Below are 24,381 nucleotides of genomic sequence, written 5' to 3' on the forward strand. Positions count from 1 at the left end.
GCTTGGGGGCGATGGCAAATGTCTCAGCATAGGCAACGCGGGGGTCCGACGGGCTGAGTGGACTTGCCCGGGTATCGTCGACCACCTAAGCAGAGCCACGTCGTGGTGGATAAAGATCATCTTATAGTAGAAATTCGATAGCGAATGTCCGAACATCGCAAATTGGGTTGGTAACGCCGGACGTTCTTCCGGTGGCGGGGTGAAATAGCAATTATGTTTGGTTCAGCTCTTGAGCTGGGAACCCTGGTAAAGGGCCTGGTTCTTTCCGCAGCGTCATTTTTGACTGGTGACGCCGCACCGGGCATCGTCGTGATCGTGCTGCTGATAGCACTCGCGCTCATTCTAGCGTCTGCGTGGCACACCTTCCGGAAGCGGATAGGCTCGATCAAGCGGCTACGACGCGAACTCGGCAACGGCGACTCGCCGTTGCTGCAAGGCCGCGAGAAAATCAGTGCGTGGTTCAATAGCCACAAGGGCGGCAAAGAGCAGGAAGCTTTGCGCGAAGCGTGGAGCGAGTTCGACGAGACGCTGTTCATCGACAATTCAGGCGACGAGCCGCTGCTTCGCAATTCGGTGCGTCCATCGGCGTTTTTCAACATCGAGGATCTGCACTTTGGCCAAGGCTTCTATCGGATCTGGCCAGGCCTTTTCGTCTCGATCGGCCTGGCCCTCACCTTCCTTGGGCTTATTGCCGCGCTGAATGCGCTCGCCGGAAAGCATATCGACGACGCGGCAATGTCCGATCTGCTAAGGATCGCATCGGCCAAGTTCATCATGTCCTTGACGGGTTTGGTCTGTTCGATCGTGTTGACGATAGGCCTTCGGATCTTCGTCGGCAGCCTCGATGAGCAGTTGCATCGGCTTTGCAGGACGGTCGAAGCTCGGATAAGTTTCGCCAGTCTTGAACAGATCGCGGTCGACCAACTCCGTGCGACGATCGAAAGTCGCGAGCACCAGCGGCAACTTACACTGCAGATGATCGCGGAGATCGGTGGGCCCCTCAAAAGTGAGCTGCCCCAGGCGATTTCGTCCTCTATCACCACGGCCATGCAACCAATCATGGACAGAGTGAGCCAACAGGGCACCGACAGCATTGCGACTATGGCGACGGACTTGTCGCAGCAGGTGACACAAGGGGTCGCTGGTGCGCTTGGGCAGGCAAGTGAGCACTTGGCGCGCGCTGGCGACAAGATCAGCCAGCTGGCCGACCGCATGGATCAGTCCTCCGGCCGAATGGGCAGCGAAATGGAGCAAGCCGTTGCTCGTGTCGCCCAGGCCGTAGATGAGTTGCGCGGAGCAATCTCTGCCTCTGCACAATCCGCAACCGGCGTATTCAACCAAGGCGCGGAGCAGCTTCTCGGTGCCATGAACCGGACGCTGGAAAGCATTCGCGACAACACCGGCGAAGGCGCCCGGGCGATTTCGGCCGCGGCGGTGGACATGCGCGACGCTGCTATCGCCATGCGCAGCGAAATTGAGTCCGCGGCGCGCAGTGGCGCCGATGCGGCGAAAGCTCGCCTGGAACTCGCGGGTGAAGATGCGGGCAAAGTAATTGGCGCGGCCGGGCAGACAATGTTGGATGCTTTCAGCAAGGCGGGTGCCGACATAGCCGGAATGACTCAAGCTCTTTCTTCGAAGGCGGGCGATGATCTGATTGCTCCGATCGAGGCGATTGCACGCCAGCTCGACGGCATGGTGAGTTCGCTCGCGAGCGGCGCCGACCAGATGCGCAGACTCTCGGATGCTGTGCGCGATGGCGCGTCGGCTAGTGCCGAAGCCGCGGGCACTTTCCGTGGAGCGTCCCAAGAACTCGTCGCCGCGGCAGCGCCTGTGCGCGCGACATCGGAGCGGATAGAGGGCACGCTACGCCAATTTGCGGACGGCACGCGGGATGCCGTCGCAACCGTCCGGGAAAGCTCGCGGGCGACTGCGGAGGCGGCTGCCCGGACATTAGAGGCGGCGCGTGAGACGATTGCCGCAGAACGCCAGGGCGTCGAAAGCTCGCTTGCCGCGGTGACGGCCATGCTAGAACGGCTGCGTGGTCAGGGCGACCGCATGGATACGATCGACGTGAAGCTTGGCCATGCGTTCGATCTTTACTCCGGCCAGACTGAACAGGCGATGCAGGCTGTTCGCAGCCATGTTCAGACTATGGCGGGTCAACTGAACACGGCGCTCTCGACACTTCAAACCATCCTTGATGGACTGCAGGAGTTTCAACCACAGCAGGGACGTAGCTGATGCGTGCCAGCTCGATCCGTCGTCGCCGGCATGAGGAAGAAGAAGAGTCCGTCTTCGTGTCGATGACAGACATGACGGTTGGCTTCCTCTTCATCGTTATCCTGCTGCTTGCTTTCTTCGCAAGTCGATACAATCCGTCAGAGATGGTGCCTCGTCCTCAATACGAGCAGGTCTTGAACGAACGCGACGCATTGGCTGAAGAACTGAAACGCCTACAGCAACGCATCGCACAGTTGGAAACTGAGCGCGACGCGGCCATCGCAGCCCGTGAAAGAGCGGACAAAGAAATTGTCGAGCTGAAGGCCCAAATCGCGAAGCTCGAGGCTGAACTGGAAAGGCTAAAAAAGCCCAATCCCCTCGAAGCCTATATCAACAACAGCATGGAGGCTCGGCGCCGCATCCTTCAGCAACTGCGAGAACGTATCCGTCTCGACTTTCCGGATCTCCAACTGATGCTCAGCGAAGAGTCGCTTCGCTTCCAGGGCGAAGGGCTTTTCAAGCGGGGGGAGTATACGCTTCTCCCCGACGGGCTGCGCCTCGTTCAGGTGTTGGCAGATCGCCTGCACGACATAGTGCCTTGCTACACGCTGGGCGCTGATGCCAAATTCAACACAAATTGCAATTCGGGGTTTGCCCTTATCGAGGCTGTCCAGATCGAAGGGCACACAGACTCAGACGGCGACGATATGGCAAATCTCGTGCTGTCCACCAATCGCGCCACGACCACGTTCCGTGCGATGACCACACACCAACAGCTGTTGGGCTATCTCAATTTCCAGCTACAGCCGGTTCTATCGGTCGCCGGCTATGGTCGGATGCGTCCAATCGCTCCGAACGATACAGTCGAGCACAAGGCATCAAACCGACGCATCGACCTGCGCATTATCATGCACGTTCCCCGAGACACCGATGAGATCGAGAAGGTGCGGAATGCGCTGCTCATCGGATCTAGTATGGGCCGCCGATGACCCAGGAACCGCACCAGCAGTCCCTGTCCTACCAACTCGGCGATTTGCGAAAGCTTGAGACGCCTTCCCTGCCATCTTTCGAGCTGATTGAGCGAAACATCCGTCGGGTTCTCGACAGATACGATGCGCCCGACAAACTTCCGGAACGGGACGCTGAACGGCTCTTCTCCGAGATGCTGCGCAGGATCAGAGAACACGATTGGCACAAGGTGCCAATGAGTTTCGTGACGCGCGCAGCTTCTCTCGTCTACGCGGCAGCACACCGGTTTCGTGACGACCTGGCCGACATCCGGCGCTTCCTGTGTGCCGAGATTCGCGCAACGAGGCGGCATGGCTTTATCAACCCGATGGTGCGGATCTATATCGAGAGCTACGAGACAGGTAAGGCCCACACGCAGGAGTTGGCTGAGGCGCTGCAACACTCTCGCCCCAGGATCGGGGCTCGGTGGCAGCCCCTGCTAGAGAACGTCCCGGAGTTGCTCGACGCACAGCATGCGCCCTCGGCGCTAGCCGCCAAGATGGACCTCATGCCGGATCCTTGGCATGGCCTTCGGGCGTTGGGACTTCATCAGCCGCATGCACCCGGTCTAATGGACGCGGCTCATCTCGCATTTCTCAATATCATCGAGCCGCAACTCACGTCGCTCGATGATATTGAGCGATTGCTGGGGTGGCTTAAGCCAGATGAACGTGCACTTAGACAGGTTGGGGCGGGTAAGGCGATCGAAGTTCTGCTGGGTCACTGGCGGAGACGCAACCCTCCCTTAGAGATTCAGAACCTGCTGGTCGATCGATTGACGCAGCTCTACAGCCATCCTCGTGTCAACCCTCATCCTGCCTGGAGTGAGGTGGACCCAGCTTTGGTTCAGGTTTTCCTGCGTTGGCTGATGGGCGCGGATATCCGATTTTTGTTCAGGGTGCTAACGGAAGTCGAACGCGGCCACATGTGGGCCGACAGGGAAAAGTTCTGGTGGACACTCCATGAGCAGGGACGCATCGACGAAGTCTGGATCGCCTTCAACGATGACGGACACCGCGCGGCGCTGTCGAAGCTACCGACAGATGCCCGTCAAAATGGACGACGTTTCGGCCGGCAGGTGGGCGACCGCGACAAATCTCTGCTGATCATGCGTATCCGCAACAAAATCGTCGTTGAAGGGACATTCAACTTCAAAGTCCATTTCTTCAGGGCCGATCAGCCACGGACTCCGGAGCTTTATCGACCGCGTTACGACGTGGCAGATATCCGGAACCTCCCAAACCTCGATGCGATCGCGCACTTAGGCGACTGGCAATCCCGCGTTCTGATGGCCCTATCCCGATGACATTTGAACTCAGCTGCGACGCCGTCAAGATCACGCTGCGCCTGTTATCCCACCGCTCTGGTTTGTTGGGGCGCTTAATGCCCGGCAAGAAAATTGATCTCGAAACGCTTTCAGGCGCCGACCGTCGGCTAGTCCTGGCCCTCGCGGACCTCAAATTGACGGCCGACGGCCTTCGCGAAACTGTCCAGATATCGGCCGACCGGATCACGCTCGGACATCGTTTGGCCGCAGCACTGGACAACTCCACCGCAGTTGAGATCGGTTTGCCTGCGCTGACGGACCTGACCTTGCGCACTGACGCAGAGGGCGTCCTCGGGACAGAAGGCTTTTGCCTTCAGGTCCAGTGGCTTCGGGCGGGCCAGCAACGAACTCCGAAGAGAACTGGAGCTATTCTCGAGACGGACCGAGGCTTGCAGCGGGTGCCAATATGGATGCTCGAGGCTATCGAGGTTGCCGAGGGGTTTCGAAGGTCCAAGGACGACGCTGAGCACTGGGAGGCTTTGGCGCGCTTTCGCAAGGCGCTTGAACCAGGTGTCGAGATGTCCGCTGATAATGCCATGGCCCGGCTTTCGATGACGGACTTCCTTTCCGGCCTCGAGGTCTCGCTCGCCGACGGATTTTCTATCAGTCCGACAAATGATGGTGAGGACTTCGAGGTGTTACCGTTTGCCAACGACAGGCTCGATCCTGAAGCGGCCACAAGTGAAGCCATGGCCGAGCTCGCAGGTGCTGATCTCGCCCAGTTTCAGAGACGATTGCGTGAGCGCGGAGCGCTCAATGCCTTTCGACTCGCGCCAGGCAAGTTCCTGGTCGTAGATCGCAGCGCGGGGGCCGCGCTTAAAGTCATGGCCGACATGCAGCGCGCGGCCCCCGAGGAGCGCAGGGCTTTCGTGCGCAATCCTCGTGCACGAATTACCGAGGCAGTTGAGGCGCATCTGCGGAGGCAAAGCGGTTTTCAGGAATTGTCTTCAGCGGCGCAAGAAGAAGCTGTTGAGGCCGCGGCAGGACCCCTGTTCATCGAGACCGAGGAGTATTCCCGATTCTCCGAACGCGTAACAGGCGTTGAGGCCTACGCGGGAAACCCATTGGGGGAATTTGCATCAAGTGGCACCACATGGCTCCCCGAGGCCTTCACCGATGCGGTGCTCAAGCGCCTAGATGAACTGCGGACACCCGAACTTGAGGAGCTGCGTGATCGCGTGCAAGCGGCTATTAATGGCGGGGATGCAACTGTGTCGTTCGAAGACATCGAGCTTCCCGCGAACAGCCAGACGCTTCATGTCCTTGAGGGTCGCCTGCAGTCGCGGAGCCTCGTAGAGGAGGAACCTGACCAAGATGATGCAGGCCGGAACGGCCCGATAATTCTGAAGACGGAGGTCAACTTCGAGGACGTCTCCTGGCGCCCGACCCGGGGGCCTCGATATTCAAATCTCGGAGACGGCGTGCCCTATGCGATCAAGACCAGGCTGAAAGACCACCAGGTCGAGAGCTTAGCCTTGCAGATCGAGTCCTGGAGCGCTGGAATGCCGGGCATCCTGAATGCCGATGAACAGGGCCTGGGCAAGACGCTGCAAACAATCGCATTCCTGACGTGGCTGAACGAGCATATGAAGCGTGACGGATCAGCAAACCGCGGCCCAATGCTGATTGTTGCCCCGACGTCGTTGCTTGAGAACTGGGAATTAGAGGTTAGTCAACACGTCGAGTCGCCGGGCCTCGGACATCTCATACGGCTCTATGGATCCGCTACGAGAGCTAGGAAGATTGCGGGGGCGAACGGGCGCGATACGCTGGACGGCGACTCCAGGTTGGACTTCTCTGATATCCGTGGTGCACTCAATGCGGGAGCGGGGCACCTTACCTGGATTCTAACCACCTATACGACGCTTACCAACTATCAGCATTCGCTCGGGAAAATCCCGTTCGCGGTTGCCGTTTTCGACGAGATTCAGAATATTAAGAATCCAGGCACCTTAGCGGCGAACGCAGCCAGGGCGATGAATGCCGACTTTCGTATTGGCCTAACGGGAACGCCGATCGAGAATTCGACCGTCGATCTTTGGGCGATTATGGATCAGCTGACTCCTGGCGCACTGGGGTCGTTACGGGAGTTCCGCGATCGTTATGGAACCCCAGACGAAGACAACATGTCGGAACTCCACTCTCGGGTGTTCAAGACGCAGAACGGTTTGCCGCCGCTAGCCTTTCGACGCTTGAAGGAAACAGTCGCCCGAGACCTTCCGGCAAAGTCACGTTTCATGCATCCGCGAGCAATGCCACCACTCCAGGCGGATCGATATGAGGAGGCTCGTGCCAAGCTCGCAAGTGGCGGTCCCGGCGCTGCGTTGAAGATGCTGCACCATATTCGTTCCGTTTCGGTGCATCCGGCAATTAACGCGCAAGAAGACGCGCAGGAATTTATTGACGCGTCAGGACGGCTGGCAGCAACTTTCGACATATTGCGGCGAATCAGCTCTGCGCGTGAGCGAGCTCTGGTCTTCATTGAGAGCCGGCAGATGCAGTTCCGCTTCATTGAACTGGTGCGTGCCGAGTTCGGCTTAGCGCGGGTTGATCTCATCAATGGCGACACCCCCATCCAGAAGCGTCAGGCGATCGTAAATCGCTTCCAAAAGCACCTCACCAACAATGGCGGATTCGATCTGCTGGTTCTCGGTCCAAAAGCAGCGGGAACCGGCCTTACCCTAACAGCAGCCACTCATGTGATCCACTTGTCTCGCTGGTGGAATCCGGCCGTTGAGGAACAATGCAACGACCGCGTCCATCGCCTTGGTCAAACCAGACCTATAACAGTCCACGTGCCCATGGCAGTTCATCCAGAATACCGCGAGCACTCTTTCGACCTGCTGCTTCAGAGCCTTATGCAAAAGAAGCGCAAGCTTGCCAGCTCCGCGCTTTGGCCGCTGGGTGATTCCACGGACGATGCCGCACATCTCCAGCATATGTTGCGGGAAGAGGGCGAACCTATATCCGGTCGCACAATCGATGACGCCATGGCGGCGATGATGAGACGCGACGGCGTCAATTCAGCCGCACCGAACGCTATGGGTGCTTGGGAATATAAGTGATTGATGCAATGCCCGCGTTATCGAGGTGACGACCTACCAGACGATCTGTGGACGGAGGTCTCGATAGAGTTCTTCCGCGTTCGCGGCCGATGCGGTCTCAAGGCGCTTGAGAAGTGAGCTGTTTGTCATCAAGAACCGACATGATCGTGCCATCCATCACAGGGCGCGGCGCGGGATCATCAGATTGGCGGCCGTGCGCGTTGTCATGTCGACGTAGGCTTCGCCCGCAATTTGCCTATACGAGCAATGAGGTCCTTCGCGGTGTTATGAGTCCACTGCCCTCCCCGAGCAGTGGAAACGCCAGCTGCGTTCAGCGCCGCGGCCAGCGCCGAAGGCGACAATTTCTCACCCGTGGTCAGCTTCGCCATCTCTCCGAGAACGAAAGGTAGAAGCCGGGAAGCTCGTTTGTCGGCGTTACGACGATTTGCGTGATTGCCGTGCTTGTAGTTGAGGTTCGGAGGCGCGGCTTTCTTAGTTCGGGATAGCTGAATTCCTGCTCTTACGGCCTCCGACCGCGACTTACTGATCTCCATTGCGCTCTTCACGAAGGAACCACGCTCGTCAAGCCCCATTGCTCGCCAAGTGCGGGCCAAGGTCGCATCCCAGAGTTCGACATCAAGGGCGTTCAAGGCATCAACGCACCGCGCGATCTGGTTGAGAGTCGTGCGTTCGATGAGTTCGGCGATGTCAGCCAAAAGCAGGTCGGCGCCAGCGCTTCGCGCGACCTCCACCGCGTTCCTGAAGTTCTCCCTGGAAGAAAAGGGCGTCGTCCGGGAGGTGCTCCAATCAGGTATTACCTTCAATATGCGCCCATTGCTTGCTTTCTCGAACTTCCGCTGAGTAGTGAGCTGCCTTCTAAGCGCAGAGTTGGCGTTGACCTCGGCCGGCGAGTTGGGCTGCCGTCTCACATACACAAAACTGTAAGCAACAAGCAGGCGAGCTTCATTCATCGCGTTTTCTAAACCCTGTCAGTGTTCTCAATCAGGATGAAGGAGATGTTCATTATCGCCAGGGCTGTCACCGGCTGGTTCCTTGCGTTTGATGCGACATTGATGCTTCAAGAGAGTCCACCAGCGCCCCTGAGCTCCCCTGTGACAGGGGCACGTATCTGGAACGAAGAGCAATGTCATCTGTTGCAGCGTTGCCAGATAGAATTCGGAAATGCGTCTTCGCTAGACGGGGGCAGCGCCTTATTGAAGCTCCCACCTCTGGCGCCTCGAGGATGATGGTTGGCGTCGAGCAGCCGCGTCGTTCGCAAGCCCAGCAAAGCCTACTTACATCATTTCTCCACGGAAATGCGCATCTGAGGACCCACCTCGCAGCGCTTGAAGTGCTTGCCAGGGCTGGGACCGGCGTTGAGGACCTTCCTTGGCCTCTAATAACTTGTATTACTGCCTCTGCGCACAGACACCGATCGTCTTCGCTACACATGTATCTAGAGAAGCTTAGACGACGTTAGCTGTCGCTGGCGCCGTCGCTTGAGGACGCACCTTTCAACCGCATCCGGTCATCGATGTGTCGGAGTGCGGCTATCACTCTCCGCGTCAGCTCGTTGTAATCCATCAATGTGCTAGAGCTTCCGGTCATGATCGATGTCAGGCCCAGAGGTAGTCCGCTTTTGAGCGTCTCCTTTCGCGTCCGCTTCTTCTTCCTTCGCCAGGCGTCGTCCCAAGCTTCAAGTCCGACGACACCCGCGTTCAGGAACCGTTGCAGCCGCTTCTTCCACAAAATTTCCAGGAGCGGTCTCCGCTTCTCTGCCGGCTCATAGGCAAGCTCCGGAAAGGTCGGGACGCGAAATTTGAAGTATCGGCCTTGGAAGCGCTGGAACTTGAAGTCCGCAAGATCCTCGATCCCCCGGATGCCCATCTCATCGAGTTCGTCCTTGTCGATCGTGACCTCGATCCGCACTCTCTTTTTCTCTTCCGGTAGGACCTCCCTGGTTCCGGTGGCGATGTTCTGTTTGTCGAGCAGCTTGACCATCGTTCGCCATGAGCTTCGCGTTCCTTCCGCGCCGGCGTAGTAGGTAGAGTCGATCGTTGCCGGTCGGTCTTTTGCGGGGTCGAGAAGGAAAGCATCGCTGCGGTCGGGACGCCTAGGATCATCCCCAAGGACATAGGAGGTGCCTGTGCGGCCCTTCTTCCAAGCAAACCTTGGTCGGTCGAGCGGCTTGTCAATGACGTCCCGGCTGGGCAGATGGCTACGCACCAGAACGCCGAACATAAGTGCGCGCGCCTCATCGGATGGCTTGCGGGGCGTGAAATCGACGCTGACTTCGATGCCTACGATCTCAGCTGGCTGCTGCAGATCCCATCTTGCCTTGACGGCTTCCTCCGCACGCAGGAGGTCCTTGGTAACTGGCTCCTGGATGCGCACCCTGAATTCACGGTATTTTCCGTCGTCATCGAGCTTCTTTTTCTCGACATACACCCTCTCCCCAATGGCTTTGTCGATGTGATGCTTGATCCACCTCCACTGCGTATGTCGCACCGTCCGGAACCGTATATCCGCCCAGTCGACGACCGCCCGGCACGTATAGGACCTCAGGTCGATCTGCGGCTGCAGGACAACCCGGTTCTGAAACCGCTTCTGCTGCTGCTCGGCCTGCTGCTCTGTATATGTAAGTCTGAAGGCCGAGGGAGATTTGGCGGCCGTCAAGATGACGGAATGCGAGGTCATGCGCTCTGCTGTCAGTCGTCTAATGCGGAGATGGACAGCGGCCTTACCACGGTCATCTGATTGGAGTCGACAGAGTGAACTTCCTCGGGCCTGAGGTAAGTGATCGCCCCGGGACGAGCACCTGGACGCGTCCTTCGGCCTTCAACCTTCCGGTCGCGCCACCCGAAGTTTCACTCCAGGCTTGCGCCACTTTCCAAGAACCTCTTGGACATGCGGCGCAACAAAGGACCGGGCTTCATCGCGCGTCATCATCTTGGTCCGGAGCAACTCGTCGTAGTCAGTGAGAGAATGCCGGATAAGTTTTTGCAATTCGATCCCAACTGCAGCGCCCAGTTTCAGGCTGCGCCAGGTTCTCGCGCTGACGCGGTTAGCTATGGTGTGACAAGTCTCCTTGGGACAACCAGGATGATTGATGCGCATATGTCGCATCACCACATCGAACGAAAATGCGATGGAGGTGTCGCGTGTCGACCCGTTGTGGTCTGACATCGTATCAATCTCGATTGGGTGGCCCGAGGACCCGTAGCACTAAGCGCGCTCTACACGGCGCCAATATCACCGTCCCGATCGGCAATCGTTACCGATTCATGCGCCAATGGTCGTCGCTGGCCTTTGATGACCAATACATCTTCGTCAGGTTTTAGGCGAAGTCCGACTCGGACCATTGCGCCTAAGGTCGCCCGGAGTTCGGCTAACTCCTCGACGGCACGCTCGTGGCGTTCGGTTACATCGCGGAGTTCACCGGCTAGCAGCACGCGCTGCAAGCCCTCCATAAGAACCTCGTGCTCAAGCGCGCCAATATAGGCTGAAATCTCAGGCCTCAATTGCCTTTTTTTACCAAAACATTTCTCCATAACAAGCTGCGACGGCTTAATCACTAAATGTGCGTGCTGCATGTTGCTCGTGCTCACCCAGGTCCAATTGCCTTTTATTAGCTTACTCTCTGCTGATTCGCAATATTCCTGACATTAAGTCATTGATTACTTAGAATAAATTGGGAAAGGCCCCCCTTGTCTGGAAAAAAGGTTGAATCACCGGCCACTGGAGCTACATACCCCTAGGCCGACTTCGAAAGGCGACCGTCCATCAGTGTGCCAGTTTTTGGATGTCGCTGTCGGGTAGGGAACGAATTGGGTTAGAAAAGTCCTTTTCCCGAAGCTGGTGGGCAAACCTAGATCAGACCGTCGTAAATGCGGTCACTCTCGCTCTCAGCGCTGGTCGTTGCAGCCCTCTTGCCGTCGCTATTTTGATATGCGTTTTCAGACGTTTGAGACCTGCTGGCCGCCTCAAATTGCACTCGCCGCAGAATAGTTTCCGCGGATCTTTTAGCTTCACAGTGTCTCGGCGGCGTTGCGCATTGCGACAGGACATACCACCAATGCCAGCAAGCGCGACCTAAGGGCCGCAGAAGTTGACAGGTTGCCAAAAACACGAATTCCCGCCTGATCTGTCAACTTAATGTAAACTTAGCGTAAAGCGCTCTCTTACCGGCGTAAGAGAACGCATGATTTCTGGTTGACAGAACTGAGTGTGAACACCGTCGAATCCGACAGCAAGTTGACAATGTCAACGCGGATCAGTCGGGGCGGGCGAGTATCCGTCCTGGCGGGGAGCACTCGGGAAAAGACCCAGCCTTCATGCCTCTCAAGGGTAAGCGGTGTTTCCGGACCACCTTTCGGGAGTGATCGCGATCTGTGAGGTTGCCGATCCTGTATTGGGATCGGAGATAGGCTTGTGGCTGGACTTGACCTTACGCTTGACCCGGAGCGGCAGCCTCGGCGTTTTGAGGTGATCAACGGTGCTGGCGGCCGGCGTCACTGGTCGATGGATGATAAGGCGCGGATCGTCGCGGAGACGCTGGAACCGCGCAATCATTTCCGAAGTCGCCCGGCGTTATGGTCTCAGGCCACAGCAGGTCTTCGCCTGGCGGCGCGAAGCGCGCAAACAGGCCGCTTCGGTGCAGCAGGAATCCCCGGCCTTCGTGCCGGCGGTGGTGACGGCGCCGCCTCCGGAACCCGCGGCGACGCGTCCAGCGCAGCCGCGGAAGCGGAAGGCGACCCGCGGCGTTGGCGTGATCGAGCTTGAGATCGACGGCATCGCCATGCGGGTCGGCCGGGGAGCAGACGCCGGGACGGTTGCGGCGGTGATCCGTGCGCTGAAGGCAACGTCGTGATCGGGCCGACGGGCGCCGTCAAGGTCATGGTGGCGACGAAGCCGGTGGACTTCCGCAAGGGTGCGGAGGGGCTGGCTGCGTTGGTGCGCGAGACGATGGGCGCCGATCCGTTCAGTGGCGCAGTCTATGTGTTCCGGGCAAAACGGACGGATCGGATCAAGCTGATCTTCTGGGACGGCACCGGCGTCTGCCTCTATGCGAAGCGGCTGGAGGATGGCGAGTTCCGTTGGCCGAAAGTGCAGGATGGCGCGATGCGGCTGACGGCCGCCCAGTTGTCGGCGCTGCTTGAGGGGCTTGATTGGCGGCGGGTTCATGAAGCCCGCCGGACGCTCGCTCCGGGGCAGGCGGGTTGATCCGCGACCAAGTGAATCAGCCTGGATTCCGCTGTCGCCCGGAACTGGCGAATATGGTCTCATCCGGTCATGGCGATGACGGCGGACCAGCTTCCCGACGATCCGGATGTGCTGAAGGCGATGGTCCTGGCGCGCGATGTCGAGAATGCTCGCCTGACCCAGATCATCAAGGAATTGCAGCGTCACCGCTTCGGCCGTCGCGCCGAGAGCCTGCCCGAAGATCAACTGCTCCTTGGCCTCGAGGAGGCCGAACAGATCGAGGCGGCAGGCGAGGAAGAGGCCGAACGTGCCGATCCTGCCGCACGCAGGGAGCGCACCGCAAAGCGGCGGACGAACCGGGGGTGCGCTGCCGCAGCATCTGCCGCGCATCGAGATGGTTCGTCGACATCGAGGACCATGCCTGCCCATGCTGTCGCAACGGACTTCATCGGATCGGCGAAGACGTCAGCGAACGGCTCGACATCGTGCCGGCGCAGCTGCGCGTGATCGTTGTGCGGCGGCCCAAATATGCGTGTCGCGCCTGCGAGGACGTGGTCGTGCAGGCCCCGGCGCCCGCCCGGCTGATCGAAGGCGGTCTGCCGACCGAGGCGACGGTCGCCCAGGTTCTGGTCTCCAGATATGCCGATCACCTGCCGCTCTATCGTCAGGCGCAGATCTATGCCCGGCAGGGCATCAATCTGGATCGCTCCACGCTCGCCGACTGGGTCGGCCGCGCCGCCTGGCATCTGCGTCCGGTCCAGGAGCGGCTGCTGGAGAAGCTGAAAGCCTCGCCGAAGCTCTTGCCGACGAGACCACGGCGCCGGTGCTCGATCCCGGCCGCGGCAAGACCAAGACCGGGCAGCTCTGGGCCTACGCCCGCGATGACCGACCATGGAACGGAAGCGACCCAACGGGCGTCGCCTATGTCTATGCGCCGGACCGCAAGGCGGAGCGACCGATCGCTCATCTGGCGGGCTTTGCCGGAATCCTGCAGGTCGACGGATATGGTGGCTATCGGGTGCTCGCCGACAAGAGCGGCGCAACGCTCGCCTTCTGCTGGGCACACGTGCGCCGACGCTTCTACGAACTCGCCGCAGCCGCTCCGGTCGCGAGCGAGGCGCTCCGGCGCATCGCAGAACTCTATCGCGTCGAGGATGACATCCGCGGCCAGCCGGCAGACGCACGTCGTGCCGCGCGCCAGGAAAGGAGTTGGCCGATCCTGGCCGATCTCGAGCCCTGGTTGCGCGAAAAGCTCGGCCTGATCAGCCAGAAGACAAAGCTCGCTGAGGCGATCCGCTACACGCTCTCGCGCTGGGAAGGTCTCTCGCGCTTTCTTGACGACGGCCGCGTCGAGATCGACAGCAACACGGTCGAACGCTCCATCCGTCCGATCGCGCTCAACCGCAAGAACGCCCTTTTGCAGGCTCAGACGGCGGCGCCGAACACTGGGCGGTCGTCGCGTCGCTGATCGAAACCTGCAAACTCAACAGCTCGAGCCGCTCGGCTATCTCGCTGATGTCCTCACCAAGATTGTCAACGGCCACCCCAACAGCCAGATCGATGACCTGCTGCCTTGGGCCTACATCCGGCTCCCGAGCTTAAGGCCTTGATCTGAGTTCGGGTGATGCGCGGCTTCGCCAGCTCATTCGGCTAGTTCAAGACGCCCCTGAACTCGCTCCTCGATCGCCTTCAGGAAATGGTCGGACGTCGATGTCCAGCCAAAGAGTATCTGCACGAGCGTGATCGAGGCATCATGATTGCTCCTTGAGGCGTCCCAAGCGATGGGCTCGCTGGTGCAATCCGTCAACAGTATGCAGTGATAGTCCCTGAAGAAGGCATCCCGAATTGTCGATTCCACACAAACGCTGGTCGTGCATCCTGTCACGATGAGGTGTTTGATGCCTGCGGTCTTCAGAACAGAATCGAGCTCGGTCTCGTAGAAACCGCTGAACCGCGTTTTGTAGAGGACGACATCCCCTGCCTCTGGCTTGAGGTCGTTAACGATATCTGTTCCCCAAGTGTCGCGGATCAGAATCCGGCTCTCGCTGCCATCCGGAGCTGTCATGCTCTCACCGACGCCAAAGATCTGGAGATGTCGGATACGGTTGGGGGCGTCCGATGTCCCAAGGTCCGAGAGGTCGGAATAATACCCCATCTTCAGATAGACGACGGGCACTCTCAAATCGCGAGCGGCAGCTATTACGCTGGCAGTAGGGCCAATAGCCCGTTGAATCCCGGAGATATCGATTCCGGCTCTGTCGAACATTCCACCTTTGGAGCCGAAGTCATTCTGCATGTCGACGACGAGAACTGCAGCGTTAGCAGGATCAATTGAAACAGGTTGAGGCTTCGCGTCGATGACAAGTGGATGCATTTTTGTCCTCCCACCAGCATGAGGTGTCGCTCTTCGCGCCCTTGGTTATCATGATCCGCCACCTACATCGCGTCAACAAAGGGAGGAGCTACATCACTGCTTGGCGGCCTAAGAACAGCGGTTACTCCCAAGGGGTAACTACCTTCCAAGCTTTTTTGGCCGACAGGAGACTGTCTGCCACTGAACGGCAACCCGAGAAAAGCGGTCGTCGCGCATCTGATCAGGCGCTTCGAGAAGGCTGTTCTGGGCGCTGCAACCAGCGCACGGACATGGAGGCGCTGGTGACCGGCAACCAATACGTGGACATCGAAATCGAAACGGCAACGGAGCAGTAGAGTCCGGGTGCAAAGCCATTGCCGGAACCGGGCGTCCACCTTGGCCGTCTCAGGTCTGCCCTTCCCGGAGCCGCCTCCGCACATCCTGTGACCTGTCACGGGTCTCACGGTTCAACGAGTCAGAAGTCGTTTGTCTGCGCCCTGCTGTTCAAGGGAAAATCGGGGAGGTCGGAGACTCGCATCGACTCGTCAAAGTCCGCGAGGTTCTGGTCCGTCGGTATTTGGCTGCGGCCGTTGAGGCGGCGCATCGCGTCTGCGACATCGCGATGGCTGAGCGTCCCAAGGATCACGCGTCCAGACTCGAGCTGGTAGTCCAGCGACCCGCACCACGAATTCACTCGGCCGTAGCCGGGAGCATAGGCAACCTGCTTTGGCTTGCCGCTGACCTCGTGCTTGGCGAGCGACACCCGCAGGTGCTCAAGCAGCGCGAACTGTATGTGCGTGAGTCGCAGGTCCTCTTTGATGACATCAACGATACCGGGATCGGCGGCAACGCGTTCGAGTTGCTCAGCTCGCATCTGCCGAGCTGGGTGCAGATAGCCCGGATCGGTCTTCAACGCCTTGATCTTGAGCACCAACCCGCCGGTTTGCGAGAGTTTTACTATGTCCTTAGCCCGTTGGCGCCAGGTGCGCAGCAGTTCGTAGGCCGAAAAGATCCACATTTGCGACTGAGCGTTGAGGAAGGCCAACTGCCCGATGTCCATCCTATCGCCGACGTGTTGCAGCGTTTCCTGCTCGATCTGTGTGATGAAGCGGTCGACGATCTCGAGATTGGTGATTTGGAGACTGAGATAGGGATCATCAAATAGCTGGAGCGACGTCAGCCCCCTACGGAGTGCGGTCCAGTCGATCTGATCGAACGGGGCGTAGGGGAGCTCGCCGTAATAGTCGGCGCGATCGTCGGGATCGTCGCGTTCTTCCATGTGAGGTCGGCCTGAAGGCGCAATGATTCGGTGACCCGATGATAGTGCTGCGGGCGCGGCAGCGAAACGCTCGCGCACTTGCAGCGAGTCATGCCAGTTGCGCTAGCTACTCGATGTGCTGCTCTTGGGAAGCAACACTCCGCGGCGCGATTTGCACGATCTGCCCGCGACGCATGCTATCGGCCAGGCTGTCGTCCGGAAAGCTGAGGAGGACGCAAAGGCCAGGGACATGCGAGCAAACGAAGAAGCGGACAGCTGCCGGCGATCGATGATTGGACTCTCGGAACGGACCCTGAATGATGCGGATCCCATGGATTTCCTTCGCACGCCGCTTGCCGGCCAGGATGGACTCCTTCCGCTGGACCTTGCCGAGCGAAGTAACTCCTACTTTGACTTGGCCGAAGAGGCCTTGAGAGAATCGCACAATCGCGCCTTACCGAGCACGTCGCTACGCTTTGGCGGTCAAGATTGGAGGGCGAAGCCAAGGAACTGTTCGGGGACCGCGCTACGCGTATCGCAAGGCGGACGATAGATGGCAAACTCGACGGGCGCCCCCCACTCATTTACTGCCGGGACGAAACCACGTTTCCAACTACGCTTGGAGTGCTGCACTGGATGGCGCGGACGCCGTGAACCACTCGGTCGACCCCGACGATTCGGGTCGACTGTCATTTGAGTATAATCCAGCGGCTAGTGGCGGTAGCAGTCTAGCCCGTTTTTGTATCCCCGAACTACGTCATTAGACAGGATTTTGGTTGCATTTCGGCAGGGGCGTCGGAGGTGCACACCTCGCGCTTTGCCGACACTTCGACTAGCGTTACGGTTCCTGTTGAGGGGAAACAATGAAGATTGTAAGATTAGATATAGAAGGTTTTCGAGGCGTCCATCGCGGCAAGGTTCTGTTCAACGATTTCACTATCCTTATCGGTGCGAACAACTGCGGCAAGACCACGGTCGTCGAGGCTCTCGCTCTGTTGCTGGGGCGTGATCGGCTCGTGCGCACCCTTACTGAGCACGACTTCTTCGGCTCGGATCCCCAGGCGGCGACAAGAATAAAGATTATCGCCACGATCTCAGGTTTTGCACACGACGATCCTGCGCATCACCACGAGTGGTTCCGGCAGGGACGCGGTGTCGAAAAGTGGTTCGACCCTACCAGCGGCGACCTTCATCCAGCGATCACAGCCCAGGCAACACAGCTCGCCTGTCAAATCGCCTTCTGTGCGCGCTTTGATCGCACGACGCTCGAAACCGAGACTTCGCGCTACTTCTATGATGACGTCCAGGACGACGATCCGTTCTCGGACGACTCGCCCGTGGTCCCGTTTCCGATAAGCCTTGTCAAAGAACTAGGCATTTTCCTCGTCCCGGCCAACCGGACCTGGGACCGGATGATGTCGTTCGGTTCTGACCTCTTTCGCAAAACGGTGGCCTATGTCGGCGGAAATCCCGCGGAAGCAGTTCTCGTAGAACGAGACAGGCTTCGTGATCCAGAACAACCGCTCGAAGAGGACGAGAAACTGTCTGCACTGGTTGAAGATGTAAACGAAGATCTTGAGACCCTATTCGGACGCCAGATCGACTTGAGCCTCCGCCTCACATCAACAGATAGCGAGGGTGTGCTAGACGCGGTGATGCCGCATTTTCAGGAGGCTGGGCGCCCTTCTCTGCCGGGTCGTAGGCACGGCAACGGAATAATCTCTCTTCAGACTCTCGTGCTGCTGATGCGCTTCGGAAGCCTGCGAAAGGCGCGAGGCGATAACTTCATCATGTTGATCGAGGAACCTGAACTGCACGTTCCACCGCCGCAGCAGCGGAAGCTTCTCCACTATCTCAGGAGGATGGCGACACAGACGATAATCACCAGCCATTCGCCCACTGTCTCAGCGGTCGCAGCTCCTCATCAGCTTGTCCTTATGGTCAATCGCACCGGCACGTTGTCAGCAAACCCGCTTCTGACGGCTCCAATCGATCAGAATGCGACCGCTGTCAGGCGATCGCTATTTCTTACGGAGCGTGCGGCTACAGTCTCAGCGGTGATGCATCCTTGCGTTCTGATACCCGAAGGGAAGTTCGACGCTTCCTGGCTGCGTTTGTTCGGGCGCATTGCCGACCTGACAGAACTGCCTGATGATGCGCAAAGCGCGACCTTTACCCACGAGGTGGGCGTCATCCCAACAAAGGACGCCCGCATCAATGAAACTTACCGCGACCTCGCCGTCGTGCATCCCGCACTCAGCTGTCTCGTCGATGGGGATCAGTCGGGCAACGACTACAAGAATGCTTTGTCTGCGGGAGTGTCGCCTTGCCCGCGGATTATACAATGGCCCAATGGCTGGGAAATCGAAGATGTCGTCGCCTGGGTTTGCGCTGGCGACGCGAGCATCATCGCACATGCGGATTTGGCGCCATTCAACCTTCCTGCCAACATTGCGGCGCTCGCAAATCACCTGAAATCACCAGCAGCAAAAACGGACGAAATTCTACACGGCACCCTTGCTGACCTGATTGTGGCAAAGCCTCTCTGTGGTCGCCGCGTGCGACACGTGCTTTCCGTCCTCGCAGCCATTGCAATAGGGAGGGCGCCTCCTGCGGGTTCCGCCGTCCAAGCGGCGCACGCTAACGGCGTCACGCACCATTGGACCTTCAACGATGCCTTTCCGGGGATTTGAGGGCCCAGCGGGGTCTGGCAAGACCTACCGCCTAATGGAATCGGTCGTCGAGCACTTGGCGCAGCATGCCTTGCTGCCGCACCAAAAGGTTCTGGCCTTGACATTCATGCATGGCTCGCGCCGTCGCCTCGACGAGGAACTGCGATTAAGCCCGCATCTACGCGGAAAATCGGTCGCCATGACTATCGACAGCTTCGCCTCGCAAGTCCTGACGCGCTGGAGATCGTTGGCCAATTCGCTCAATCTCGTAGCGGGCGGTTTCGACGCGACCTGCGATGCGAGCGGACAACTGCTTGGCCACCCACAGGTCGCGATGTGGGTAGCGCGCTCCTTTCCGGTCATCGTGGTTGACGAAGCGCAGGAGTTGGCGCCGCCGAGACTACGTATCATCACCGCATTAGCTCCGCACACGTCCGTGTTCGTGGCAGCCGACGAGTTTCAATGCCTAGACGAGAATCTGGATACCGGTCCGTTTATCGCGTGGTTCGAGGGCGGCGAGATCACACACCTCAATCACATCCACCGCACCGCCGTTGCGGGTTTGCTGAATGCGGGGGCAAACCTCCGCCAATTGGCTGCTCCTGCGGTGGGACCGGGATTGAGCATCAACTATTTCTTTCCGAACGTCGTTCCGTTCCGTATCGGCGTCGCCATAGCACAAGGGCAAGGGACGCGCGCAGTGCTCTTCCCTCCGGCAGGACGCGCATGGGCGGACGCGATCGCAGACAGGCTCGGCGAGGGGCTTCAATCTCCCCACTACAATATCCCGCCGATCAAGCTAATCGTTGAGCCGCGTGCATCTGACGAGATCGAAGCCGTGATGGCAGGCATCGCAGAGGCTGATGTTTTAGCCGCTACACAGATTGCAGCACGGTTTGCGGTGCAGGAAAATTCGCCTCGCTGGATACCTCAAGTCACATCAGCCGTGGTCCAAGCCATGAACCAAGAAGGTAAGGCCCTTTGGTCGGCGGCCGAATTGCGTGCCCTGGTCGAGCGAAAGGCTGCAAGGTTTCGCGCATACGTTAGTGACCGGCGAGGCGGCGTTCCCCTACTTGGCATCCACCAAGCGAAGAACAGGCAGTTCGACCACGTGATCATCCTCTGGCCACATGGCGTGCCTGGTAGTGATCAATTCAAAGCTAGATTGCTCTACAACGGCATCACGCGCGCCCGTGTGAGCTGCAAGGTGTTTGTCCGCGCTGAGGCCCTGCTTCAGCAGGCACCCTTCGCGTTCAACGCTGTCTAGAGCATTACCTCCGAATAATGCCATTGTTAACGCGGCCAAGCCGGGCCCTCCCACCCAATGCGGAGCATTGACGAAATTTTGTCTGCCGCAACAGAAGGCATCCCCACCGCTAGCCACGGCATTCCTAGGACTTCCATCCATCTGGGGCATCCCCTCTCACGAGTAGTCTCAGTTGGTTCCTAAATACCCCAAGCCCACACAGAGCCCCCGGTCAGCACCGCTCGAATTCGCCATGGCTGCCGACTATCTCGCACAGATCGAACGTGGCCAGACATGTCCACGTTCCGACTTGATAGCCGCTTCCGCATGTCACAGCTGCTAACCAGGTTGTCGCCTGATCTTCCCGAACATCGCCCGAATGATCATTGCACGCTTGTTCGTCAAGGGAGGATCAGCGTTGTCTGAGGCACTGCGAAGCGCCTCTATCCAGGCAACCTCGTTCTCGCTCATGCCGCGTCCCATGATCTGTCTGATGCTCACCAACGCTTCCTCGTCGAGATATTGCCCGAGCGCGAGGAGGAACAGCGTTCTAGGATCGCATTCAAGCGCTCGTGCAAGTCCCGGGACCCTGTCGAGGGGAACCTTGATCCCGCCCTCTCTAATTTTCGAAAGAAGGCTGACAGATGTGAACCCGGTCCCTTCCGCGATATCTTCTAGGCTCTTTTCCTCCTTCAACTGATTGATGCGGTCGTCCACGAACTTCGATACTTCAGATCTTGAACATGTCGCCATCTGAGATTTTCTCATGCCTTTGCTCACTTTCTATGTAGTAATCGTCAACAACTTAGATATAGCTAGAATATAACGGGAACTTCTCGGGTGTTTATCTCAGAATCGCTGCCACCTTATTGCGAGGTGCGATTGTGTTTTCATTCCGCCGGCGAATCCCGACCTATGGTCGATAGCAAGCGCTAAGGATTTCTGGCCTGCGCTGACTCGGCACAGCGAAGTTCAGGGCCATCGATGTCGGGGCGGCCGGCCTCGGAGTGGGGGAACCGGCTCTGTCTTGCCGTCTTGGCGTTTGTTTCCAAAGCCGATAAGGATCGCGGCTCCATCTGCCGCAGGAGAAGAGAGTGCCGGAAGAGACCCATCAGGCAATGCCCCTTTTGATTGAGCTGACCGCCGACATCGTGTCGGCCTATGTCAGCAACAACCCGGTGCCAGTCGCATCTCTTTCGGATCTAATCGCAAGCGTGAATTCGTCACTGGCAAAGATTGGACCGCAGGCCGAGCCGGAGACGCCGGCTCAGGCGCCCGCGGTGAATCCGAAGCGGTCGCTGTTTCCCGACTACATCATCTGCCTCGAGGACGGGAAGAAGTTCAAATCGTTGAAGCGCCATCTCGATGTGCACTATGGCCTGACGCCCGCCGAGTATCGGGAGAAATGGGACCTGGCGCGCGATTATCCCATGGTGGCGCCGAACTATGCTGCTCAACGGTCGACGCTAGCTAAAGCGGCCGGGCTCGGCCGTAAGGTGGCAGCAAAGCCGGCGAAGAACACTGGTAAGAAGCGTTCGTCGCGATGAATATGGAGCCTTGCCCGTTTTGCACGAGCAACGACGCAAGGCCTCATGTGACAGACGAGGGGCGAGTTGTGGTGCGCTGCGATGACTGCGGCGCATCTGGCCCGGTCTGCATCGACGAATTAAACGCCGAGAAGCTGGAACCGCTGTCCCGCCACGCCTGACCAGGATTGGGACTAGGGGCCGGCCATCGAGCCTCATCTTCGCCAAGGTCCCAAACTACTCGGCGCCCGGGGCTTCGAGCGGAGTGACTTTTGATGATCAGAATTCTTGTTGCGGCCGGCGTCTTTACGCTAGCTGGCTCTTTTGCTGCCCCGGCAAACGCGCAAGAGACGTTCCATGGCTACGATTGCACGGATGACTGCTCGGGACACGAGGCCGGCTACGATTGGGCGGCAAGGAACAACATCACTGACGAGCGGGATTGCGAAGGCGACAGCCGTTCGTTCAACGAAGGCTGCCAAGCTTACGTCGACGAGCAAGCGGACGATGCGAATCGGGACGGCCACTCCGACGATGGAAACGATGACGAGGACAGCGACGAGTAGCACCTAAGGCTCGTCACATGGCCCAGCGCTGCGGCTGTTTTGTCAGGCGTGACCGCGCTACTCGTCGCGCCAGATCACCCGCTTCTCCCAACGGATCTGCACCAGGCGCCGATAGCGAATGGTGTGCGCCTGCTCTCCGGTTGGGTGGAATAGCTGCGCGCTCATCCACTCCCGGCTCTTGCACTGCTGGCAGCGCACCTTGTCCCGCACCTCGTCGATCGTGACGTTGCCGATCACCTCTCGCAACTCGAGCGGCTTGTAGTAGCGCGTGAGGTTGCAGCGAGCGCAGCGGATGCCTGCTACCTGCCCCGCATCATGGGCGTGCGTCAGGGTCCAGGCGGCGCCTCTCGGCCACTTTTCCGGTTGCTCGGGCATACATCGAAATGAGAACATATTCCCATTCGGTCAAGGGGCCGCTTGACTCTTTCGTTCTCATTTTGTTCACTGCTGCCCATGAGCGACGAAATCAGGCTGCCACGACCCGAACACGCCACGCCGGCCGGCGTCCAGCATCACATTTGCGAGCACGACGGCTGCAGCAAGGATGCGGGTTGGGGCTTCGCCAAGCCGAAGCAGGCGCCGCATTGGTTCTGCTTTGAACACCGGGCCGATGGAGAGAAATTCCTGTAGGAGCGCGCCGATGTCCCGTCATCAATTCGTGCATGAACTGGAAAACGCTGCCGACCACATCGCAGACGCGACACGGGCTGATTTACAGGTGCTATTGAGGCGAGCCGCGTTGCTGCTCAGAAACGTTAGCGGGCTTAGCCTCGATCCGCGAACGGACGAAGCACTCAACAGCCTTGCCCTCGAGATGGGTAAGGCGAAGCCGGACCTGGTGGAGACGATCGTCGACGAGTGGCTGATGGCGAACGCCTACTTGCCGGTGCCCTACGCGCTTGATCTCGAGAGCGCGGTCGAAGGTAACGCGTGACCCGCCGTCCGTCATCACCCCAGACGTCCGTTCCTATTCTAGCGTGGGCCGGCCCGGGCCATGACCTGCTGACCATGCCGGAAGGTGACGTTGTCGCTTGATGGAGTCTTCGGCAGACGCGAGCCAACCGCTGACCGAAAGACGAAATATCCGAGTTGCAGCGCGACCGATGAAATGCGGGCCCAAACCACATCGCACCATTGCTCTGGAAGGAGAAGACGACGACCGCCGAGCGGGGCGGGGGGCTCGGGGTGTGTCGACGGTCGTCGGAGAACAAGGGGCCATACAGTCCGCAAACTGCGTTGCGATCGACCCTAGCTGACTATGTGGTTGATTCGGCTCAGATGTATATAACAAATGTTAACGGCATGGGTTCCTCCCTCGGCTCGCTTGAGAGCGAATTTGTCGAGTATCCCGTCGGCTTGGTTGGTCACGCGGATCGCATGAGCTTCTGATGTCGATGGCAGTCGAGGCAGCCGCCCGTGACGGACATGCCAGCGTCGATCAGCTCTTGCAGCGTCCAGCCGTTACCCATGCCCGGCGATGTAGGCTGCGAACATCCAGACCGCCAGAAATTGGGAGGCGATTGTATCAAATCGCCTAACTTAGACCGGTTGAGCCTCGCCGGGAGAGATCTGACTATCGCGGATTGCTTGGATTTCCAGTCGGACGCGCTGCGCTCGTGCCCGTTCAGCCCTGACGGCGGCCAGTATCAGCTGGCGCTCGGCGCGAAGCCTGAGCGTTTCGTTGTAGACAGCCAGGAAATAGCCGGTGGCGTCCATTGTCCGAACCCACTTTGGCGACCAACGGATGGAAATGGACTTTGTTCCGGTTATCCGCCAACGCGGGATGCAGGCCGCGGCGATGAGTTGTGCGTCATCTTATCAAGACCAAGCCGCATCATCTGGGCTTCGGCAAAGTTAAAGGCTGGCACCCGCTCCCGGAATGAGCGGATGATCGTGCCTACACCGCATTCCTCTACTACGACGCGCCATCCATCCCTGGTGTCGGATATCGAGACCGCA

General features: G+C 58.9%; 22 protein-coding genes and 1 pseudogene. 14 read left to right on the forward strand and 9 right to left on the reverse strand.

What is annotated here, in order from left to right; genetic code table 11:
- Positions 1-213: 213 nt before the first annotated feature.
- Genes CK221_RS01940 through CK221_RS01955 form a run of 4 tightly spaced genes read left to right on the forward strand, consistent with a single transcriptional unit; the run spans position 214 to position 7,620 of the window.
- Positions 214-2,241, forward strand: a complete 2,028-nt coding sequence (locus CK221_RS01940) for a hypothetical protein (protein WP_095776464.1) — start codon at positions 214-216, stop codon at positions 2,239-2,241.
- Positions 2,241-3,209 (forward strand): OmpA family protein, encoded by a 969-nt coding sequence (locus tag CK221_RS01945; RefSeq protein ID WP_095776465.1) that lies wholly within the window; start codon positions 2,241-2,243, stop codon positions 3,207-3,209. The genes CK221_RS01940 and CK221_RS01945 overlap by 1 nt, the downstream gene beginning before the upstream one ends.
- Positions 3,206-4,534, forward strand: coding sequence for an EH signature domain-containing protein (locus CK221_RS01950; RefSeq protein ID WP_095776466.1), 1,329 nt, complete (start codon positions 3,206-3,208; stop codon positions 4,532-4,534). The genes CK221_RS01945 and CK221_RS01950 overlap by 4 nt, the downstream gene beginning before the upstream one ends.
- Positions 4,531-7,620, forward strand: a complete 3,090-nt coding sequence (locus CK221_RS01955) for a DEAD/DEAH box helicase (protein ID WP_095776467.1) — start codon at positions 4,531-4,533, stop codon at positions 7,618-7,620. The genes CK221_RS01950 and CK221_RS01955 overlap by 4 nt, the downstream gene beginning before the upstream one ends.
- A 203-nt stretch (positions 7,621-7,823) precedes the next feature.
- On the opposite strand, the gene CK221_RS01960 is transcribed toward CK221_RS01955, so the two are convergent.
- The 4 genes from CK221_RS01960 to CK221_RS01975 all read right to left on the reverse strand — a co-directional run bounded on the left by CK221_RS01960 (position 7,824) and on the right by CK221_RS01975 (position 11,192).
- Entirely contained in the window at positions 7,824-8,570 is a 747-nt protein-coding gene (locus tag CK221_RS01960; RefSeq protein ID WP_095776468.1) for a hypothetical protein, read from the reverse strand.
- Between the two features lie 505 nt (positions 8,571-9,075).
- Positions 9,076-10,296: a hypothetical protein gene (locus tag CK221_RS01965; RefSeq protein ID WP_095776469.1), complete on the reverse strand. Its 1,221-nt coding sequence runs from the start codon at positions 10,294-10,296 to the stop codon at positions 9,076-9,078.
- 141 nt (positions 10,297-10,437) lie between these two features.
- Entirely contained in the window at positions 10,438-10,785 is a 348-nt protein-coding gene (locus tag CK221_RS01970) for a DUF2293 domain-containing protein (protein ID WP_095776470.1), read from the reverse strand.
- 50 nt (positions 10,786-10,835) lie between these two features.
- The gene (locus tag CK221_RS01975; RefSeq protein WP_095776471.1) at positions 10,836-11,192 is read right to left on the reverse strand and encodes a hypothetical protein; all 357 of its coding nucleotides are present in this window, start codon (positions 11,190-11,192) and stop codon (positions 10,836-10,838) included.
- Between the two features lie 1,061 nt (positions 11,193-12,253).
- Here CK221_RS01975 and CK221_RS31200 point away from each other — a divergent pair.
- The 3 genes and pseudogenes from CK221_RS31200 (at position 12,254) to CK221_RS01990 (ending at position 14,411) form a co-directional block, all read left to right on the forward strand.
- On the forward strand, positions 12,254-12,469 hold the full coding sequence (locus CK221_RS31200) for a hypothetical protein (RefSeq protein WP_245430560.1): 216 nt from the start codon (positions 12,254-12,256) through the stop codon (positions 12,467-12,469).
- Positions 12,466-12,822, forward strand: a complete 357-nt coding sequence (tnpB, locus tag CK221_RS01985) for an IS66 family insertion sequence element accessory protein TnpB (RefSeq protein ID WP_095776473.1) — start codon at positions 12,466-12,468, stop codon at positions 12,820-12,822. The genes CK221_RS31200 and tnpB overlap by 4 nt, the downstream gene beginning before the upstream one ends.
- A gap of 69 nt (positions 12,823-12,891) precedes the next feature.
- Positions 12,892-14,411: pseudogene (locus tag CK221_RS01990) on the forward strand (IS66 family transposase).
- A gap of 32 nt (positions 14,412-14,443) precedes the next feature.
- Here CK221_RS01990 and CK221_RS01995 read toward each other — a convergent pair.
- The gene (locus CK221_RS01995; RefSeq protein ID WP_095776474.1) at positions 14,444-15,175 is read right to left on the reverse strand and encodes a cysteine hydrolase; all 732 of its coding nucleotides are present in this window, start codon (positions 15,173-15,175) and stop codon (positions 14,444-14,446) included.
- A gap of 2 nt (positions 15,176-15,177) precedes the next feature.
- Here CK221_RS01995 and CK221_RS02000 point away from each other — a divergent pair, with 2 nt between their 5' ends.
- Positions 15,178-15,510 carry a hypothetical protein gene (locus CK221_RS02000; protein WP_095776475.1) on the forward strand — a complete coding sequence of 111 codons (333 nt, stop codon included), beginning with the start codon at positions 15,178-15,180 and terminating at the stop codon, positions 15,508-15,510.
- 119 nt (positions 15,511-15,629) lie between these two features.
- Here CK221_RS02000 and CK221_RS02005 read toward each other — a convergent pair whose 3' ends face one another.
- Positions 15,630-16,433, reverse strand: coding sequence for a hypothetical protein (locus CK221_RS02005; protein WP_095776476.1), 804 nt, complete (start codon positions 16,431-16,433; stop codon positions 15,630-15,632).
- An 842-nt stretch (positions 16,434-17,275) separates the two neighbouring features.
- On the opposite strand from CK221_RS02005, the gene CK221_RS02015 reads away from it, so the two are divergent.
- Together CK221_RS02015 and CK221_RS02020 are read left to right on the forward strand one after the other, a co-directional pair.
- Entirely contained in the window at positions 17,276-19,105 is a 1,830-nt protein-coding gene (locus tag CK221_RS02015; protein ID WP_095776478.1) for an AAA family ATPase, read from the forward strand.
- Positions 19,086-20,351: an ATP-binding domain-containing protein gene (locus CK221_RS02020; RefSeq protein WP_095776479.1), complete on the forward strand. Its 1,266-nt coding sequence runs from the start codon at positions 19,086-19,088 to the stop codon at positions 20,349-20,351. The genes CK221_RS02015 and CK221_RS02020 overlap by 20 nt, the downstream gene beginning before the upstream one ends.
- A 318-nt stretch (positions 20,352-20,669) precedes the next feature.
- Here CK221_RS02020 and CK221_RS02025 read toward each other — a convergent pair whose 3' ends face one another.
- Positions 20,670-21,047: a helix-turn-helix transcriptional regulator gene (locus CK221_RS02025; RefSeq protein WP_095776480.1), complete on the reverse strand. Its 378-nt coding sequence runs from the start codon at positions 21,045-21,047 to the stop codon at positions 20,670-20,672.
- Between the two features lie 401 nt (positions 21,048-21,448).
- Between CK221_RS02025 and CK221_RS02030 the strand changes: the two genes are divergently transcribed.
- Positions 21,449-21,877 (forward strand): MucR family transcriptional regulator, encoded by a 429-nt coding sequence (locus CK221_RS02030; protein WP_095776683.1) that lies wholly within the window; start codon positions 21,449-21,451, stop codon positions 21,875-21,877.
- 254 nt (positions 21,878-22,131) lie between these two features.
- A complete protein-coding gene (locus tag CK221_RS02035) occupies positions 22,132-22,422 on the forward strand; it encodes a hypothetical protein (protein ID WP_095776481.1) in 291 nt (96 codons plus the stop codon).
- Between the two features lie 57 nt (positions 22,423-22,479).
- On the opposite strand, the gene CK221_RS02040 is transcribed toward CK221_RS02035, so the two are convergent.
- Positions 22,480-22,797: a hypothetical protein gene (locus CK221_RS02040; RefSeq protein ID WP_095776482.1), complete on the reverse strand. Its 318-nt coding sequence runs from the start codon at positions 22,795-22,797 to the stop codon at positions 22,480-22,482.
- A 42-nt stretch (positions 22,798-22,839) separates the two neighbouring features.
- Here CK221_RS02040 and CK221_RS02045 point away from each other — a divergent pair, with 42 nt between their 5' ends.
- A complete protein-coding gene (locus CK221_RS02045; RefSeq protein WP_143749008.1) occupies positions 22,840-23,052 on the forward strand; it encodes a hypothetical protein in 213 nt (70 codons plus the stop codon).
- A 10-nt stretch (positions 23,053-23,062) separates the two neighbouring features.
- A complete protein-coding gene (locus tag CK221_RS02050) occupies positions 23,063-23,356 on the forward strand; it encodes a hypothetical protein (protein WP_095776484.1) in 294 nt (97 codons plus the stop codon).
- 605 nt (positions 23,357-23,961) lie between these two features.
- On the opposite strand, the gene CK221_RS30090 is transcribed toward CK221_RS02050, so the two are convergent.
- The gene (locus CK221_RS30090; protein WP_179295057.1) at positions 23,962-24,138 is read right to left on the reverse strand and encodes a hypothetical protein; all 177 of its coding nucleotides are present in this window, start codon (positions 24,136-24,138) and stop codon (positions 23,962-23,964) included.
- Positions 24,139-24,381 lie beyond the last annotated feature (243 nt).

The sequence above is a fragment of the Mesorhizobium sp. WSM3868 genome, assembly GCF_002294785.1.
Classification (GTDB): domain Bacteria; phylum Pseudomonadota; class Alphaproteobacteria; order Rhizobiales; family Rhizobiaceae; genus Mesorhizobium.